At 67.4% G+C, this 16,847-nt stretch carries 17 protein-coding genes; 6 read left to right on the top strand and 11 right to left on the bottom strand.

What is annotated here, in order from left to right:
• Nucleotides 1-9: 9 nt before the first annotated feature.
• The 7 genes from JOE41_RS12445 to JOE41_RS12415 all read right to left on the bottom strand — a co-directional run bounded on the left by JOE41_RS12445 (nucleotide 10) and on the right by JOE41_RS12415 (nucleotide 4,276).
• Nucleotides 10-711, bottom strand: a complete 702-nt coding sequence (locus JOE41_RS12445) for an urease accessory protein UreF (protein WP_209752517.1) — start codon at nucleotides 709-711, stop codon at nucleotides 10-12.
• Nucleotides 692-1,177 (bottom strand): urease accessory protein UreE, encoded by a 486-nt coding sequence (ureE, locus tag JOE41_RS12440; RefSeq protein ID WP_209752516.1) that lies wholly within the window; start codon nucleotides 1,175-1,177, stop codon nucleotides 692-694. The genes JOE41_RS12445 and ureE overlap by 20 nt, the downstream gene beginning before the upstream one ends.
• A 22-nt stretch (nucleotides 1,178-1,199) precedes the next feature.
• Nucleotides 1,200-2,930, bottom strand: a complete 1,731-nt coding sequence (ureC, locus tag JOE41_RS12435; RefSeq protein ID WP_209752515.1) for an urease subunit alpha — start codon at nucleotides 2,928-2,930, stop codon at nucleotides 1,200-1,202.
• Entirely contained in the window at nucleotides 2,927-3,274 is a 348-nt protein-coding gene (locus JOE41_RS12430; protein ID WP_209752514.1) for an urease subunit beta, read from the bottom strand. The genes ureC and JOE41_RS12430 overlap by 4 nt, the downstream gene beginning before the upstream one ends.
• Nucleotides 3,275-3,282: 8 nt before the next feature.
• Nucleotides 3,283-3,585 (bottom strand): urease subunit gamma, encoded by a 303-nt coding sequence (locus tag JOE41_RS12425; protein WP_011690112.1) that lies wholly within the window; start codon nucleotides 3,583-3,585, stop codon nucleotides 3,283-3,285.
• 114 nt (nucleotides 3,586-3,699) lie between these two features.
• Complete coding sequence (locus JOE41_RS12420; RefSeq protein ID WP_011690111.1) at nucleotides 3,700-4,002, bottom strand: DUF4193 domain-containing protein; 303 nt, start codon at nucleotides 4,000-4,002, stop codon at nucleotides 3,700-3,702.
• Nucleotides 4,003-4,132: 130 nt separating this feature from the next.
• Complete coding sequence (locus tag JOE41_RS12415; RefSeq protein WP_209752513.1) at nucleotides 4,133-4,276, bottom strand: hypothetical protein; 144 nt, start codon at nucleotides 4,274-4,276, stop codon at nucleotides 4,133-4,135.
• Nucleotides 4,277-4,380: 104 nt separating this feature from the next.
• On the opposite strand from JOE41_RS12415, the gene JOE41_RS12410 reads away from it, so the two are divergent.
• A complete protein-coding gene (locus JOE41_RS12410) occupies nucleotides 4,381-5,937 on the top strand; it encodes an HNH endonuclease signature motif containing protein (RefSeq protein WP_245200707.1) in 1,557 nt (518 codons plus the stop codon).
• A gap of 57 nt (nucleotides 5,938-5,994) precedes the next feature.
• On the opposite strand, the gene JOE41_RS12405 is transcribed toward JOE41_RS12410, so the two are convergent.
• Nucleotides 5,995-6,630, bottom strand: coding sequence for a DedA family protein (locus JOE41_RS12405; RefSeq protein ID WP_209752512.1), 636 nt, complete (start codon nucleotides 6,628-6,630; stop codon nucleotides 5,995-5,997).
• Between JOE41_RS12405 and JOE41_RS12400 the strand changes: the two genes are divergently transcribed.
• Nucleotides 6,621-7,664, top strand: coding sequence for a 1-phosphofructokinase family hexose kinase (locus JOE41_RS12400; protein WP_245200706.1), 1,044 nt, complete (start codon nucleotides 6,621-6,623; stop codon nucleotides 7,662-7,664). The two genes, JOE41_RS12405 and JOE41_RS12400, sit on opposite strands and share 10 nt — an antisense overlap.
• Nucleotides 7,665-7,759: 95 nt before the next feature.
• On the opposite strand, the gene JOE41_RS12395 is transcribed toward JOE41_RS12400, so the two are convergent.
• Entirely contained in the window at nucleotides 7,760-9,043 is a 1,284-nt protein-coding gene (locus JOE41_RS12395; protein WP_232223568.1) for an MFS transporter, read from the bottom strand.
• Nucleotides 9,044-9,344: 301 nt separating this feature from the next.
• Between JOE41_RS12395 and JOE41_RS12390 the strand changes: the two genes are divergently transcribed.
• From JOE41_RS12390 to JOE41_RS12375, 4 genes are all read left to right on the top strand, one after another.
• Nucleotides 9,345-10,073, top strand: coding sequence for a GntR family transcriptional regulator (locus tag JOE41_RS12390; RefSeq protein ID WP_209752511.1), 729 nt, complete (start codon nucleotides 9,345-9,347; stop codon nucleotides 10,071-10,073).
• Between the two features lie 134 nt (nucleotides 10,074-10,207).
• A complete protein-coding gene (locus JOE41_RS12385) occupies nucleotides 10,208-11,554 on the top strand; it encodes an L-fuconate dehydratase (RefSeq protein WP_011690105.1) in 1,347 nt (448 codons plus the stop codon).
• Nucleotides 11,551-13,023: an aldehyde dehydrogenase (NADP(+)) gene (locus tag JOE41_RS12380; RefSeq protein WP_209752510.1), complete on the top strand. Its 1,473-nt coding sequence runs from the start codon at nucleotides 11,551-11,553 to the stop codon at nucleotides 13,021-13,023. The genes JOE41_RS12385 and JOE41_RS12380 overlap by 4 nt, the downstream gene beginning before the upstream one ends.
• A complete protein-coding gene (locus tag JOE41_RS12375; RefSeq protein ID WP_209752509.1) occupies nucleotides 13,020-14,222 on the top strand; it encodes a fumarylacetoacetate hydrolase family protein in 1,203 nt (400 codons plus the stop codon). The genes JOE41_RS12380 and JOE41_RS12375 overlap by 4 nt, the downstream gene beginning before the upstream one ends.
• On the opposite strand, the gene efeB is transcribed toward JOE41_RS12375, so the two are convergent.
• Both efeB and efeO read right to left on the bottom strand, forming a co-directional pair.
• Nucleotides 14,215-15,600 (bottom strand): iron uptake transporter deferrochelatase/peroxidase subunit, encoded by a 1,386-nt coding sequence (gene efeB, locus JOE41_RS12370; RefSeq protein WP_307800697.1) that lies wholly within the window; start codon nucleotides 15,598-15,600, stop codon nucleotides 14,215-14,217. The genes JOE41_RS12375 and efeB overlap by 8 nt on opposite strands.
• A complete protein-coding gene (gene efeO / locus JOE41_RS12365; protein WP_209752508.1) occupies nucleotides 15,597-16,826 on the bottom strand; it encodes an iron uptake system protein EfeO in 1,230 nt (409 codons plus the stop codon). The genes efeB and efeO overlap by 4 nt, the downstream gene beginning before the upstream one ends.
• Between the last annotated feature and the right edge of the window lie 21 nt (nucleotides 16,827-16,847).

The following is a 16,847-nucleotide window of genomic DNA, read 5'->3' as shown; positions in this document are numbered from 1 at the left end:
GTCCTCCTGCTAGCTCATGAACATGCGGGCACGTTGACGCTCGTGCCGCATCTGCGAAATTTCCAGCCCGGGGCTTACGGCCCCGAAGTCGTCCGGCGCCAGGCGGCCGATCCGTTCGACGGCGGCAGCGACGTCGTCGGACGCTTTCCTCAACAGCCGCTGGCCGGCGTTCTGCCCCAGCGGGATGGCGCGGACGGCGTTCTGGGTCAGTGACGTGACGGCGGCGAAAAGGTACGCGGCGAGCGCTTCGGTGAGCGGCACGCCCAGGGAACGGGCGACGACGGCGAACGCCAGCGGCTGGTGGCCGGCGGCCCGGCCTGCACCCACCAGCGCCCGGTACTCCGCCAGCTCCGGGGAAGGGAACACCTCGGTCCCGATCTCCAGCAGCCGTGTCCCCATTTTGGTGCTGGCCTCCCGCAGCTGCCGCGGCAGGAGCTGCGCCGTGAGCAGTGCGTCCAGTTCCGCAAAGGAAACGCCTTCATAAAGGAACCTGATGGCCAGCCCGTCGGAGTAGCTCAGCTGCTGCCCCACAAACGCGGACAGCCACACGCCGAAGGACGCCTCATCATGAACCAGGCCGCGCTCAATGTAGGTCTCAAAGCCGAGCGAGTGCGCAAACGCCCCGGTGGGCAGGGCGGAGTCGGTCAGCTGCTGCAGCGCGAGCTGGTAGCTACCTGCCGCGGCCACGGCGTCAGTGCGAGTGTTCGGCATGGCGGAAGGGGACCGGCATGACGCGTTCCTGGCGTTCGTAGGGCACCCCGACATGTTTGAGGTAGTCCTCCACAGTGTGGTCGTACTGGCACACCATCACGTCGGCCGCATACTCGGAGCCGGCATCGAAGAACTGTGCCTGCAGGTGCCGGTTGCCGAGCGAGTGCGCCACCACGCCCATTTCGTGGATGCTCCGGGGCGCCACCACCAGGACGTCGGTGGGCAGCACGGAAATCACGATCATGTTGGTTTCGGCCACATGCAGGATGTCGCCGTCGCGCAGGTCCCCGGAACCGGCGGGCAGCCGGATGCCGACTTCCTTCCCGTGGTCCGTGGTGACACGCTGGATCCGCTTCACCAGCTGGGCGCTGGGCAGCACCACTTTTTCCTGGTGCAGCCCGGCGAACGCTCCGGCCTCGGAGGCAGGGAGCTCGTGCAGGTTGCCGAGGATTTTCTCGATGATCACGTGGGGCTCCGGGGTCGGGATTCTAGAAGAGGAAGTAGCGCTGGGCCATGGGCAGGACGTCGGCCGGTTCACACGTGACGTCGTCGCCGTCCACCGTCACCTTGTATGTTTCCGGGTCCACCTGGATGTCCGGCGTGGCGTCGTTGTACTTGAGGTCGGCCTTGGACAGCGAGCGGATCCCGGACACGGCCCGGATGACCTTCTGCAGGCCCAGCTCTTCCGGGACCCCGGCGTCGATCGCGGCCTGCGAAAGGAAGGTTATGGAGGACTGCTGCACCGCCTTGCCGAACGCCGCGAACATGGGGCGCATGGTGCGCGGCTGCGGCGTGGGGATCGAGGCATTGGCGTCGCCCATGAGGGCGTAGGCGATCTGGCCGCCCTTGAGCACCAGCTCCGGCTTCACTCCGAAGAACGCGGGGTCCCAAAGCACCAGGTCAGCGAACTTGCCTTCCTCCACCGAGCCGATGGAGTCGGCCATGCCCTGCGCGATGGCGGCGTTGATTGTGTACTTCGCCACGTAGCGCTTGAGCCGGAAGTTGTCGCTGTCTTCGGAACCATGGGCACCGCCGGCCGGGTCCTTCAGCACGCCGCGCTGCTTCTTCATCTTGTCCGCCACCTGCCAGGTGCGGGTGATCACCTCACCCACCCGGCCCATGGCCTGGGAGTCCGAGGACGTGATGGCAAAGATGCCCAGGTCCTGCAGGACGTCCTCGGCAGCAATGGTCTCTGCGCGGATTCGGGAATCGGCGAACGCCACGTCTTCCGGGATGTCCGGGTTGAGGTGGTGGCACACCATGAGCATGTCCAGGTGCTCTTCGATGGTGTTGCGTGTGTACGGAAGCGTGGGGTTGGTGGACGCGGGCAGCACGTTGGGCAGCCCCGCGATCTTGATGATGTCCGGGGCGTGGCCGCCGCCGGCACCCTCGGTGTGGAAGGTGTGGATCACCCGGCCGCCAATGGCACGGATAGTGTCCTCCACGAAACCGCACTCGTTGAGGGTGTCGGTGTGGATGGCTACCTGGACGTCGTATTCGTCCGCCACCTTCAGGGAGTTGTCGATCGAGGACGTGGTGGAACCCCAGTCCTCATGGACCTTGAGCCCGATGGCGCCTGCCCGGATCTGCTCGGCCAGCGGTTCGACGGCGGAGGCGTGGCCCTTGCCGAACAGCCCGATGTTGATGGGCATTCCCTCGGTGGCCTGCAGCATCCGCTGGATGTGCCATTTGCCGGGCGTGACGGTGGTGGCCTTGGTGCCTTCGGCCGGCCCTGTTCCGCCACCCACCATGGTGGTCACGCCGCTGGTGAGCGCGGTGGGCACCTGGTCCGGGGAGATGAAGTGGATGTGCGTGTCCACGCCGCCGGCGGTGAGGATCTTCCGTTCCCCGGCGATGATTTCGGTACTGGCGCCTATCACGATGTCCACGCCGTCGGTGATCTGCGGGTTGCCGGCCTTACCGATCTTGATGATGTGGCCGTCCCTGATCGCGACGTCCGCCTTGTAGATGCCGGTGTAGTCGAGGATGACGGCGTTGGTGATGACGGTGTCCGGCACATCTTCATCCCGCGTCACCTGGCCGTTCTGGCCCATGCCGTCGCGGATTACCTTGCCGCCGCCGAACACCACTTCCTCGCCATAGACCGTGAGGTCCTTTTCTATCTCAAGGAACAGCTCGGTGTCCGCGAGGCGGATGGAGTCGCCCGTCGTAGGGCCGTAGAGGTCCGCGTACTGCCTGCGGGTCAGTTCGAAGCTCATTTGGCCTCCGTCTTCGCTTCTTGCCGGGCATTGCCGGCATCGAGCGTGCCGTTGACGGCGTTGCTGAGGCCGTACACCTCGCGGCTGCCCGACAGCTCGATAAGCCGGACCGTCTTGCTGTCCCCCGGCTCAAACCGGGCCGCGGTGCCCGCCGGAATGTCCAGCCGGCGGCCGTGGGCAGCAGTGCGGTCAAACTCAAGGGCGGCGTTCGCTTCAGCAAAGTGGTAGTGCGAACCCACCTGGACGGGCCGGTCACCGGTGTTAACAACGACGACGTCGATCGCGTCGCGTCCGGCGTTGACCACCACGGGCGTGGAACCAAGAACATACTCGCCTGGAATCATGGCCGGCCCTATCGGATCGGATCGTGGACAGTGACGAGCTTGGTGCCGTCCGGGAACGTGGCTTCGATCTGGACGTCGTGGATCATTTCCGGCACGCCCTCCATGACGTCGTCCCGCGTCAACAGCGTGGTGCCGTAGCTCATGAGGTCGGCGACGGTCCGCCCATCCCGGGCGCCCTCGATCAGTTCGTAGCTGATGATTGCCACGGATTCAGGGAAGTTCAGCTTCAGGCCGCGGGCCTGTCGGCGCCGGGCAAGGTCTGCGGCGACCACGATCATGAGCTTTTCCTGCTCACGGGGCATCAGATGCATCGAAAATCCCTTCAACGTACTGCTTGTGTAACCACAGTAGGCCGGTCACGTTTCCGCGAGATTTCCGGGGCCCGTCTCCCGGTTCAGGGGCGGCGGGAGACGGCGCGGCGGCCCTTAGCCTTCACATTCAACGCAATAGGCGTGGCCGTTCTTTTCGCGGGCGATCTGGGACCGGTGCCGGACCAGGAAACAGGAATAGCAGGTGAATTCATCCTGTGCCTGCGGGATGACCTGGACTACCAGTTCCTCGGCGACGAACTCGCCGCCGGGGACCATGCCGTCATCGAGGGCGTCGGTCTCATCCAGTTCCCGGACAACGCTTCGCGCGTCGGGGGCGTTGGCGGACTGGAGCGCCTCCAGGGAGTTCTCCTGGGATTCCTTGACGTCGGATCGTACTTCGTCGTAATCGGTTGCCACTTTGGGTGTTTCTCTTTTCTGATGTTCTTGCCCTGACGGGAATGCAACCTACACCATCGCACCCTTATTCCCGATACACCACAACGAACTAAGTCGAAGTGGTGTAATGTTCGGCACGCTGCGGAAGAAATCAGGTGGCGGGGGCTGCAGTGGAGCCCCTGACCGGCGGCCGGGTGGCCAGTTCAACATGGGTTTCCAGTACTTCCTTGTCCGCCAGTCCGCCAGCCGCAGAACTGGAGCGCCGTGCGCCCATTTCCTGCAGCGGCCGGGCCACGGATGTCAGGTTGGCACGCGGCGAGGTGGCGGCGCTTCCGGCGGTGTGTGCCAGGGCAACCCTGATGCCGGGTTTTTGTCAGACCCTGCTGTCATGCTGTGGGTATGGACGGCAAGGCGGTTGCGGAGACGTTGGAGGCCATGGGGGCCTCCCTTGCTGCGTTGGCTGCGTGTGCCGGCCGCGGGGCCGGGAACGGCGCCGGGAACCTGGCCTCGTCTGGTGCTGATCCTTTGCGGGACGAGGCGGACGCGTGCCTGGACGGCCTGGCGGGGGTGGGTGGCCTGGAGGCCATGCTGGCCGCGGTGAAGGTGCACTTCGCCGCCGGGTACGTCCGCGCTGCCGCGGCCTTGGCGGCCCCGGCCGTTTCCCCGCGGGAGCGCACCGCGCAGGAGATGGCGGTCACGGCGGAGGTGGCCTGTGTCCTGACGGTGGGTGAACGGTCGGCAGCGGCGTTCCTGGCGGAGTCAGCCCTTCTGAGTACCGGGTTGCCGCTGACGCTGTCCGCGCTGCGGGCTGGGGGCATTTCGTGGCAGCACGCGCGCATCATGTGTGATGAAACATCCGGTCTGGACCCGGTCGCGGCTGCTGCCCTGGAGGCTCATTTCCTGGACCCCGGGGCTCCCTTTGCTGCGCGGGGCTGCCCGGCCGGGCAGCTGGTGCCGGGCAGGTTCCGGGCCAAGGCGCGCAGCTGGCGTGAGCGGCACCATCCGGTCAGCCTCGAAGCACGCCACCGCAAGGCCGTGGAGGACCGCCGGCTGGACTATGCCCCGGACCGGGACGGGATGGCCTGGCTCTCGGCCTATGTGAGTGCGGACGTGGCAGCGGGGGTGTGGGCCCGTGCCACGGACGCGGCGCGTGCCCTGCAGGGCCCGGCCGAATCCCGGACCCTGACCCAGCTCCGTGCGGACGTCGCCGCTGACTGGCTCATCGCCGGCGTTGCCGAGGGTGTTCCGTCGCCGAAGGCGCAGGTGTTGGTGACCGTCCCGGTGGTGTCGCTGCTGGGCGCGGGGACGGAACCGGCCACCCTGGACGGGTATGGTCCTGTTCCGCCGTCCATGGCCCGACGGCTTCTCGGCGAGGGCGCCGGATCGTTCCTGCGTGTGCTGACCGACCCGCGCAGCGGGGCGCCGCTGGAGATCGGACGCAGCAGATACCCGGTTCCGAAAGCGATGCGCCAATGGCTGCGGCTTCGGGACGGCCGGTGCCCGTTTCCCGGCTGCAACAACCACTCCCTGGATAACGAAGCGGACCACCTGCTGGCCTGGTCCGCAGGTGGCGGCACCGGTATCACCAACCTGGGCCAGCCATGCCCGAAGCACCACCGGCTCAAACACACCACAGCATGGACGCCGGTCGGGGCCACCCGGGACCAGCCACCGGGCTGGATCTCACCCGCAGGACGCTCCTACCCCAGCGAACAACAGGACTGGGAACCACCACACTGGCCCGACCTACCCGCCGGAGCGGAGGGCAACCCCGCAGGCGAAGACCCCGCGGTGGAGGACGACGACCCGGAGTGGGTACCGGACTGGGAACCACCCCACTGGCCGGACCTACCCGCCGGCGCCGAGGGCAACCCCGGCGCCCCCGGTCCCGGAGAGACCGGGCCACCATTACCCGCCGACCCCTTCCCCGACTGGGCCCTATTCATCGCGGCCTAGGACCACCCGCGCCTCCGCTGCCCAGTCAACCTTGGTAAGGAGTTGCCGCCTTGGGGGTCACCGTTGTGGATGCGCGCTGCTGTCTGCAGCCGTCGACTGCCGATGCCGGCGGATCCGCCATGTGACCAGCACGCCGACTGCCACTGCGGCAACAACGATGGCAGCGGCACTTCCGGCAGTGCGTGCCACTTCGTCGTACAGGTTCCCGGCAAGGTATCCGAGTGTCACGAACAGACTCCCCCACAGCACGCCGCCGGTGATGTTCCACAGCGCGAAGCGCCGGTAGGGCATGCCGCTCAAGCCGGCCAGTGCCGGCATCACGGCGCGGAAGAAGGCGGTGAAGCGGCCAAGGAAGATGGCCGGACCGCCCCGCCGCTTCAGGAACTCCTGGGCTTTCTCCAGCTGGTGGCGCTTCCGGTCGAAGGTCTTGAGCGACATCAGCCGGGGGCCCAGGTGCTTGCCGATTTCGTACCCCGCCGTGTCGCCCAGGATCGCGGCGGAGACCACTACGGCAATCATCGCCGCGAGCGGGATGCTGCCCTTGCCGGCGATTACACCTCCCACCACCGCCGCGGTTTCGCCGGGAATGACAAAGCCGATAAAGAGGGCGTCCTCGGCGAAAACGAACGCGAACACAACACAGGCCACCAGTACCGGGCTGGCGTTGAGGAGTCCGTCGAAGAATGCCTGCATCAGCAACAGTGTGGCAGTTGGGACGGGTTGCCGTCAGCCCTTCAGGTCCCGGCGTCTCCTATGCTGGGGCCATGGACGCCTCGCAGCAGTTGGGCAGTAAGCCGATTCTCACCCTGACGGTGAACCCGGCATTGGACATCAGCACCTCAACCGAGCAGGTCAGCAGCGGCCATAAGCTCAGGTGCGGCGCGAGCCGCCTCGACCCGGGCGGCGGCGGCATCAACGTGGCGAGGGTAATCCAGCGCCTGGGCGGACAAACCCTGGCGGTGTACACCGCAGGCGGACCCACGGGGGAAGCCTACCGCCGGCTGATCGAAGCGGAGCGCATCCCGACGCTGGCGGTCCCCATCCAAGGGAGCACCCGCCAGGACTTCACCGTGGATGAGACGTCCACCGGGAAACAGTTTCGGTTCGTGCTTCAAGGCCCGGAGCTCAGGGAACCGGAGTGGCAGGCCTGCCTGGACCTTGTGGCCGCTTCCATGCCGATGGGCGGCTACGTGGTGGCCAGCGGCAGCCTTCCGCCGGGAGTCCCGGACGACTTCTATGCGCGGGTTGCCCGCCTGGCACGTCAGGCCGGTGCCCACTGCGTCGTCGACGCCTCCGGGCCGGCACTCACCGAGGCGCTGGCTGCGGGAGTGTTCCTGGTTAAACCGAGCCTCCGCGAGCTGGGGACGCATTTCGGTGCCGCCCTCGACAGTGAGCAGAGCCAGGTGGACGCCGCATCCGCCCTGGTGGCTGACGGGGCGGCGGAACACGTCGCCCTGACACTCGGCGAGTCCGGTGCCCTGCTCGCGTCGAAGTCCGGCCTCATCCGGCTAACGGTGCCGAAGGTGCCGGTGGTCAGCACGGTGGGGGCCGGCGACAGTTTCCTGGGTGCTTTCGTACTCCGGCTAGCGCAGGGGCAACCGCTGGACGCGGCGTTCCGGGCCGCCGTGGCCGCCGGCAGTGCCACCGTCATGACCCCTGCCACCGAACTTTGCCACCGGGCCGACGTGGAACGGCTGGAGGCTGAGCTCGCCAACACAGCACCGTGACCGGCCGCGGACGTCCTGCTTGCCCTCGTTCCGCCTCAGCAGCGGACGCGTCAGGCGGCGGCAACCTGTCCGGGTTGCCGCCGCCCTTTCTGCGGTTATGCGACCGCTACGGGCTCTTTGACCTTCAGGGGTTCAATCTTGCCCATGACAAAGAGGTAGTTGGCGGCACCCACGAGCGAGATGGCTCCGATGACCGCCAGCGGGGCCACGAAGGAACCCGTCTGGTCCACCAGCACGCCGATGAGGATCGGGGTGAAGATTCCGGCCAGGTTGGAGGCGAAGTTCTGAAGTCCGCCGATGGATCCGACGTGCTTGGAACTCGGGGCAACGTCCGCGGGTAGCGACCAGATGCCGGTCGCTGCGACGGTAAGGCTTGAGTAGGCAACGGAAAGCAGCGCCAGGGCCATCCAGGCTTCCGGCACGAGGGCGGCAAACATGATGACCGAGCCACCTGCGAGGCCGCCAGCGATAGCGGTCTTGCGGACCTTAGTAACGGATGCCCCGGCCCGGACCGCGCGGTCCGCCAGGTATCCGCCCAGCCAGCCGCACAGCACCGCGCAGATGCCGGGGATGGCACCGAAGAAGCCAAGCTTGAGCAAGTCGAATCCGCGTTCCTTCACGAGGTAGCTCGGGAAGAAGGTGATGAAGAAGTAGATGGCGCTGTTCAAGCAGAAGAAGCCGAACATCATGCTGAGGATGGTGCGGTACTTGAAGAGCGAGCGCCACGGCAGCTTGGCGGCGTTGGCGTCGTCGCTGCCTTCGCCGCGGGCGCCCCCTTCTTCGATGTACGCCACTTCGGCGGCGTTGGCACCGGGGTGCTCCTGGGGGCTGCGGTACACCTTCCACCAGACGGCCGCCCAGATCACGCCGGCGATGCCGATGATGATGAATACCGCGTGCCAAGACGTCAGCGCCACGATCAGGGTAACGATGGGAAGCGCAATGACGGCCCCCACCCGGGAACCCGAATCCCAGATGCTTGTGGCAAAAGCCCGTTCACGGACGGGGAACCAGGTGGCCACCACCTTGGCTGCCGTGCTGGGCGCGGGGCTTTCGCCGACGCCCAGGAGGAAGCGGGCCGCGAAGAGGGACCAGAAGCTCGTCGCCGCGGCGGTCACCATGGTGAACACGGACCACCAGAGCGCCGCCAAGGAGAAGGACTTGCGCGGTCCGACCTTATCCACGTACCAACCGGCAGCCAGCTGGCAGAAGTCGTAGGCCCAGAAGAAGGCGGCAAAGATCAGGCCCTGCTGGGTGGCGGTCAGTTCGAAGTCCTTGCCCATGAAGGGCAACGCAACACTGAGGCTGGAGCGGTCCAGGTAGTTGATGCTCAGCCCGATGAAGGCAAGCCAGATAATGACCCAGCGCTTCCGGGTCATGAGGCGGGGATTTTTTGGGGATGACGTACTGGCAACTTTACTTCCGAGCGCAGTCATGTGGTCTCCTTCGACGTGAACATGGCTTCGGGCGCCTGTGGCGCCGGGGGAAGACACCGAAGATATCGATGCCAAATCATATAGGAATCTGGTTAATCATATAGAAAATGTGATCCGGATCAAGTCCCCCTCAAAAAACGTGCGCAGCGGCACCCCCATGCCCGGCGAATGGCCCGGTGGAATATGATTCCCCCAGCGACTCCCACCCGAACAACACACCCAACCAGCACTAAGAGGTCAGCGCGTGCCCCCACGTCAGTCTTCCGATATCTCCCGCGGCAAAGCAGCCGTCAGCGATGTGTATTCGTCCATGCGCGCCTCCATCCTCGAAGGCGAAATCGCACCCGGCACGCGGATCAACATCGACGCCGTATCGCGGAGCCTGGGCGTATCGCAGACGCCGGTGCGCGAAGTGCTGCAGCGGCTCGAGGGCGACAACCTGGTGGTCTACAACCCCGGCCGGGGCTACAGCACCACGCCCCTGCTGGACCTGGCCGAACTGCGCTCCCTCTTCGAGTTCCGCCTGCTGGTGGAGCCCTGGGCGGCGCGTTCGGCGGCCGTTGACCGGCTGGCCAATCCCTCCGCCGCACTCGAGAAGGAAATTACGGCGTTCCGCGGTGCCATGACGTCCTCGGGAGACCTGCGGCAGGACTTGGTGGCCCACGACACCCGCTTCCACGACACGATCCTGGCCGCCGCCGGCAACACCGTGGTCCGCCACGCCTTCGCGCAGACGCACTGCCACCTGCACACCTTCCGCCTCTACCCGGCCGATGTCGACGGCGCCATCACCGTCGCCGAACACTCGGCCGTCCGCGAGGCCATCAGGGCATGCCAGCCCGAACGGGCCGAAGCGGCCATGGCGGAGCACATCCGGAACTCGTTTGCCCGCTTCGCCCAGGCCTTCGAAGGCCATGCAGACCTCGCGCCGCTGGAGGACGGCGGCCCGCCCAGGCGGCACATCGTGGATTAAGTCCAGCGCCCCGGCCCCTCGGCCGGGGTTCTTTTTTGCCATCGCTACTTGATCTGGATCACAGTTCCTATATGATTGTGGAAATTCATATAGGAAATCACTACACCTTTCAGATCGCCCGAGAGAAGAGATCCATGCCTTCCATCACATCCATCACCACGCAGGACGTCCGGTTTCCCACGTCCCTGGAACTCGATGGGTCCGACGCAGTCAATGTTGACCCCGACTACTCAGCCGCCTACGTCGTCATCCGCACCGATGCGGGCGATGAAGGCCACGGCTTTGTGTTCAGCTGCGGCCGCGGCAGCGAAATCCTCACGGCGGCCATCAACTCCTACGCGGAGCTGCTGCGGGGCCGGGACATCGAGGAACTGATCTACGACCTCGGGAGCGCCTCCAAGCGCCTCATCCACGACTCGCAGCTCCGCTGGCTCGGCCCGGAGAAAGGTGTCACCCAGATGGCGGCCGGCGCGCTGGTCAGCGCGCTCTGGGACATCCGCGCCCGCCGCGAAAACAAGCCGCTCTGGCTGCTCCTGAGCGAAATGTCCCCGGAAGAGATCGTTGACGTCGTCGACTTCACCCACATCCGTGACGCCCTGAATCCGCAGCAAGCCCTGGACATCCTGCGCGCAGGCCAGGACGGCAAGGCGGCCCGCATCGCAAGCCTCAGGGCGGACGGCTACCCCGCCTACACCACGTCGCCGGGCTGGCTGGGCTACAGCGACGAGAAGCTGGTCCGGCTCAGCAAGGAGGCCGCCGCAGCGGGCTTCTCCATGATCAAGCTCAAGGTCGGCGGCGACCTCGCCGACGATCGCCGCCGCATGGCCCTCGCCCGGCAGGCCGTGGGCAACCTGCCCATCGCCATCGACGCCAACCAGCGCTGGGAAGTGTCCGAGGCGATTGAATGGGTCAACCAGCTGGCCGAGTTCAATCCCTACTGGATCGAAGAGCCCACCAGCACCGATGACATCCTGGGCCATGCGGACATCCGGAAGGGAGTAGCCCCGGTCCGCGTCGCCACGGGCGAGGCGGTAGCCAGCCGTATTGTGTTCAAGCAGCTGCTTCAGGCAGGGGCCATCGACGTCCTGCAGCTGGATTCCACCCGGGTGGGCGGCGTCAACGAGAACATCGCCAACCTGCTGCTGGCCGCCAAGTTCGGCGTCCCGGTCTGCCCGCATGCCGGAGGCGTTGGCCTGTGCGAGCTGGTCCAGCACTTCTCCTTCTTCGACTACGCCGCCATCACCGGCAGCCAGGACGGCCGCATGATCGAATACGTGGACCACCTACACGAACACTTTGCCGAACCGGTGCGGATCGTTGGCGGACGCTATGCCGCCCCGGAACGCCCGGGCACCGGCGCCGAGATGCTCAGCGCCTCACGGACGCGCTGGGAATTCCCCTCCGGCGCAGGGTGGCTTGAAGTGGGCAACCGCGCCGCCGTCACCGGCGCGAGCCTTGCACCTGCCGGAGCCGGCCGATGAACACCACCGCCGGCCAGCTGAACGCATCAGTCGAGGCCGCCCACGCTGCCTTCGAAAAAGCCCGCCTGGCAGGTCCCGGAACACGGGCAGCCTGGCTCGAAGCGGTGGCCGCCGGCCTGGAAGGCGACACTGTGACCCTCATCGGAATCGCGGCCGCGGAAACCCACCTCGCCGAACCACGACTCCAGGGCGAGCTGAAGCGCACCGTCTTCCAGCTCCGGCTCTTCGCCGACGAGATCCGCCGCGGCGAGCACTTCGACGCGACGATCGACCATGAGGATGCCGCCTGGGGCATGGGGCCGCGGCCCGACCTTCGCCGCTACAACGTGCCGCTCGGCGTGGTCGGCGTCTTTGGGGCGTCCAACTTCCCGTTCGCCTTCAGTGTGATGGGCGGTGACTCCGCGTCGGCCCTGGCGGCCGGCTGCGCCGTCGTCCACAAGGCACACGACGGACACCGGGAACTTGCGGTCCGCACGGCCGAAACGGTGACCACCGCACTCGAGGCTGCCGGGGCGCCGTCGGGCCTCTTCTCCCTGGTCACCGGCCGCCAGGCTGCGGAGGCGCTGGTTGACCACCCGCTGGTGAAGGCCATCGGGTTCACGGGTTCGACGGCGGGCGGCCGGGCTTTGTTCGACCGTGCAGCTGCGCGGCCCGAACCGATCCCGTTCTTTGGCGAACTGGGCGGCATCAATGCCGTTTTCGTTACCGGCAACGCCTGGTCCGCGCGCCGCGAGGAGATCCTCGGCGGCTTTGCCGGCTCCTTCACCCTGGGAATGGGTCAGTTCTGCACCAAGCCGGGTGTGCTCTTCCTCCCGGCCGGGGAAACTGAGAAGGTCCGGGACAGCCTCCGGAAAGCCCTCGCGGACTTCGCGCCGGCGCCGCTGCTCAGCCAACGGCTGCACGAAGGGTTCCGGCAGGCAGTTGCCGGGCTGCGGGACACGGCGGGCGTGCAGGTGCTGGTGGACGGCGATTTCGCCGAGTCGCCGGCGCCCACCGTCCTGATGACCACGGCCGATGCTGTCCGCCGGGATCCCGGCATCCTCCGCCAGGAGATGTTCGGACCGGCCAGCCTGGTGGTCGAATACAACGACGACTCCGAGCTCGCCGCCCTTGCCGGCCTCCTGGAAGGCCAGCTGACAACCACCCTGCAGGCGGAACCGGACGACGACGTCGCCGAACTTGCCGGCAGGCTCGCGGACATCAGCGGACGCCTGCTCTGGAACGGCTGGCCAACGGGGGTGACCGTCAGTTACGCCCAGCACCACGGCGGGCCGTACCCGGCCACGACGTCGGGCACCACCTCCGTGGGGACGGCCGCCATCCGGCGTTTCCTCCGGCCGGTGGCCTTCCAGTCCTTTCCGGAGCCGCGGCTGCCGGAGCCGCTGCAGGATGCGAACCCGTGGAACGTCCCGCAAAGGGTCGACGGCGTTTGGCAGCGGCCGTCCGCACAGCCGGACGGCCAGCCGTGACGGCGCTGCCGGCTCCGGTCGCGGCAGTCCTTCCGGAGGATGCGGAGGATGCGCTCCTCATCGGCCGCCTGTGGGACGTGGAAACCTCCGGCCCCCGGGTTGTGGCGGTTCAGGGCGGGGATGTGTTCGACCTGCAGCACCTCGCCGGCACAGTGTCGGAGCTGCTGGAACGAGCGGATCCGGCGGCGGACGTGCGTGCCGCCATGAGTACGCCGCGGTGGAAGACGGCGGACGTCGTCAGTGCGTCCCTGAGGCAGGACATCACGCGTCCGCACCTGCTGGCCCCCGTTGATCTGCAGGTCATCAAAGCCTGCGGGGTGACGTTCGTGGACAGCATGATCGAGCGGGTCATCGAGGAGCGCTGCGGCGGGGATGCTGGCCGGGCTACCGAAGTGCGTGACCTCGTGGGCAAGGCGCTGGGCGGCAGTATCGGCGAGGTACGGCCGGGCTCCCCCGAGGCCGCCGAAGCCAAGCGCGTGCTGATGGCCGAAGGGCTGTGGTCGCAGTACCTCGAGGTGGGCATCGGCCCCGACCCCGAGGTCTTCACCAAGGCGCCCGTGCTGTCATCCGTCGGACTGGGTGCCGGCGTCGGAATTCCTGCGTTCTCCTCCTGGAACAATCCGGAGCCGGAGCTGGTCCTGATCGCCACGTCCGGGGGCAAGGTGGTGGGTGCGACGCTCGGCAATGACGTGAACCTCCGCGACGTTGAAGGACGGAGTGCCCTGCTGCTGGGCAAGGCCAAGGACAACAACGCCTCCAGCGCCCTGGGGCCGCTGATCCGGCTGTTCGACGGTGGGTTCACCCTCGAGACCCTGCGGCAGGAAGAGATCCTGCTCCGGGTGGAGGGCGCGGACGGGTACCGGCTCGAAGGCCGGAACACGGTGGCCCGGATCAGCCGGCCGTTCGAGGAGCTGGTGGCCGCGACTTTCGGCAGCCACCACCAGTACCCGGACGGCTTCGCGCTCTTCACGGGCACACTGTTCGCGCCCACGCAGGACCGGGACGAACCCGGGCAGGGCTTCACCCACAAGATGGGGGACGTGGTCACCATCCGCAGCCGCCACCTCGGCGCCCTGGTCAACACGGTGGGTGCCGCCGAAGAGCTTCCGCCCTGGCGCTTCGGGCTGCGTCAGCTGTTCGCCTACCTCGCCGGGGAGGAGCGCTCCGCTTCAGCTGCAGGCGCCGCCAGCGTCAGCTGAAGAGGCCTTCTCCGATGAAGCCGCCGGGCCTCGTGCCCGGCGGCACCGCGGCCAGGGCGGAGCCGGTGTGCTTGAGGTACTCCACGGCCAGGGTGTCCTGCTTGGCCATCGCCATCTGCATGGGCACATAGTGCGTGCGCGGGTCCTTGACGAAGGCGATGAAGAACAGCCCGGCGTCGAGGTGCCCAAGCCCGTCGGATCCGTCCGTGTAGTTGTACCCGCGGCGCAGCATCCGGACGCCGCCGTTCTGGTCGGCATGGGCCAGCCGGACATGTGAGTCCATGCCCATCAGGGGCTTGCCGTCCTTGCCCTTGATGGTGAAATCAGGGGCGGTGAATTCCTTGCCGCCGGACAGCGGGGCGCCCTCGGCCTTGGTCCGTCCGATCAGGGCTTCCTGCTCGCCCAGGGACGTCCGGTCCCAGATCTCGATGTGCATGCGGATGCGGCGGGCCACAAGGTAGCTTCCGCCCTCCATCCAGGCTTCTCCGGGCCGGGTGCCTGCCCCGGCCCAGACGTGGTTCTCCAGCAGCTCCGTGTCTTCGACCTTGAGGTTGTTGGTGCCGTCCTTGAAACCGAACAGGTTGCGGGGCGTCTGCTGTGCGCGGGACGTGGAGGCCGTGCGCCCGAAGCCCAGCTGGGACCAGCGGACGCGGACCTTGCCGAACCCCAGCCGGGCCAGGTTGCGGACGGCGTGGACGGCCACCTGGGGATCGTCAGCGCAGGCCTGCACGATGATGTCCCCGCCGCTGCGTCCCGCCTGCAGGTCATCGCCCGGGAAATGCGGCAGGTCGATGAGGGCATCAGGGCGCCTGCCCTCGAGCCCGAACCGCACCTTTCCGTCCTTTTCGAACAGGCTGGCACCAAAGCCGAAGGTCACGGTGAGCTTGCCGGCGCTGAGTCCCAAGGCCTCGCCGGTGTCCTGCGGCGGGGCGTCATAGGAGCCGCCGGCCGCGCCGGTTTCGCCGGTTTCGCGGCCTTGCGTCATGGCCTCCGAGGCGGCCGTCCAGTCCGTGAGCAGCCGGATCAGCTCGTCGCGGTCCTCGGTGAGGACATCGAAGGCCGCCATGTGCAGCCGGTCCTGCGCCGCCGTCGTAATTCCGGCCTGGCGCTCCCCGTGGAACGGGACGGTGTCATCAGCCGGTTCCACGGCCGGCTCTGCCGCGAAGACGGCGTCGCGGCCCCACAGCCCGGCGGCAATTCCGGCAAGCGCCCCGGCGCCACCGACCCCGGCGAAGGAAAGCAGGCCCCGTCGAGAGACGCCGCGGGCGGCGGCGGCTTTGGCGTCCGCGGCACCGTTGGGGGCGCTGTCAGCTGAGGCCGGGGCCTGGGAGGCGTCCCCCACCCCGTCCTGGCCGCCGCCGAAGGGGCAGCCGCTCACAGTACGACTGCCGCGGTGAGGTTGGACAGCGGCTCACCCAGGGAGTCCACCAGGGCGGCGAGGCGCTGGACCTGCTCGGGGCTCAGTTCGTTGTAATAGGCAAAACCGTCGCCCTTGGCGTGGGTCTTCAGTTCGGCCTGCAGGGCGGCGAACTTGGTGTCGAGGCTCTTGGAAAGCTCCGGGTCCTTCTGTGCCAGCACCGGCTTGAGGTTTTCGAAGGCAATCCGCGCGCCGTCCACGTTGGCCTGGAAGTCCCAGAGATCGGTGTGGGACCAGATTTCCTCTTCACCCGTGACCTTGCCCGTGGCTACCTCGTCCAGCAGTTCCTTGGCTCCGTTGCCCAGCTTGTCCGCGGTGAGCTCCACGGTCCGCGTGCGCTGGGCCAGTTCCTCCGTGTCCGCCACCAGCTGCGCCGCGAGCTTTTCGCGCTCCGGTGCGGCCAGCGGCTGGAAGCCGGCCGGCGGAAACAGGTCCTTTTCCGCGCGGTGCCAGCCGGTCCATTCCTCGCCTTCGGCCAGGTCCGCTTCGCGGGCGTCCAGCTTGGGATCGAGGTCGCCGAAAGACTCGGCTACCGGCTCGATGCGTTCCCAGTGCATGCGCGTTGCGGCATAGAGATTCTTTGCCGTGGCCGCGTCGCCGGACGCGTACGCCTCGGCGAACTTCTTGGTCCCGGCCAGGAGCTGTTCGGTCTGGTCCTTGACGTAGGCCACGTACTGGGCCGTCCCATGGTCGCTCAGCGCCTTGAGGTCGCTGTCCACCGCGGGCTGGCTGCCTGATTCCGTCACCTCGAAGCCGGCCCGGATGCCGTCACCCTCCATTCCGGGCTTGCAGGCAGTGGTGTACTTCCCGGCAGGGACCGTGACCACCAGGTTCCGGGTCAGTCCCGGCCCGATGTTTTCCACCTCGCCCAGGATGCGCAACCCGTCTTCCGCCAGCAGGTAGAACTCGGTGACCTGCTCGCCGTCGTTCTGGACCGCGAAAGTGAGGTTGCCGCTTTTCGCGGACGCCGTGGACATCTTGCAGGCATCGCCGGTGCTGGTGACCTGGATGGGGCCCGCAGCCCCGGCCGTGGAGGCCGGCGCTGCGTTGTCCGTGCAGGCGGCCATTGTCAGCGGAAGGACTGCGACGGCGGCTGCCGCTGCCAGGCGGGCGGCCGCGCTGTGCCGGCGGCCGGGCGTGCGGGCGGCCGCTGAGCGGTCAAATTCGGGCAGGCTGGGGCTGGGCATGGAGGTGTTCCTTTGGGGGAT

The organism is Arthrobacter sp. PvP103, assembly GCF_017833075.1.
Taxonomy (GTDB): Bacteria; Actinomycetota; Actinomycetes; order Actinomycetales; family Micrococcaceae; genus Arthrobacter.
The sequence above is the reverse complement of the archived record's forward strand: the minus strand, read 5'-3'. Positions and strand labels throughout refer to the sequence as shown.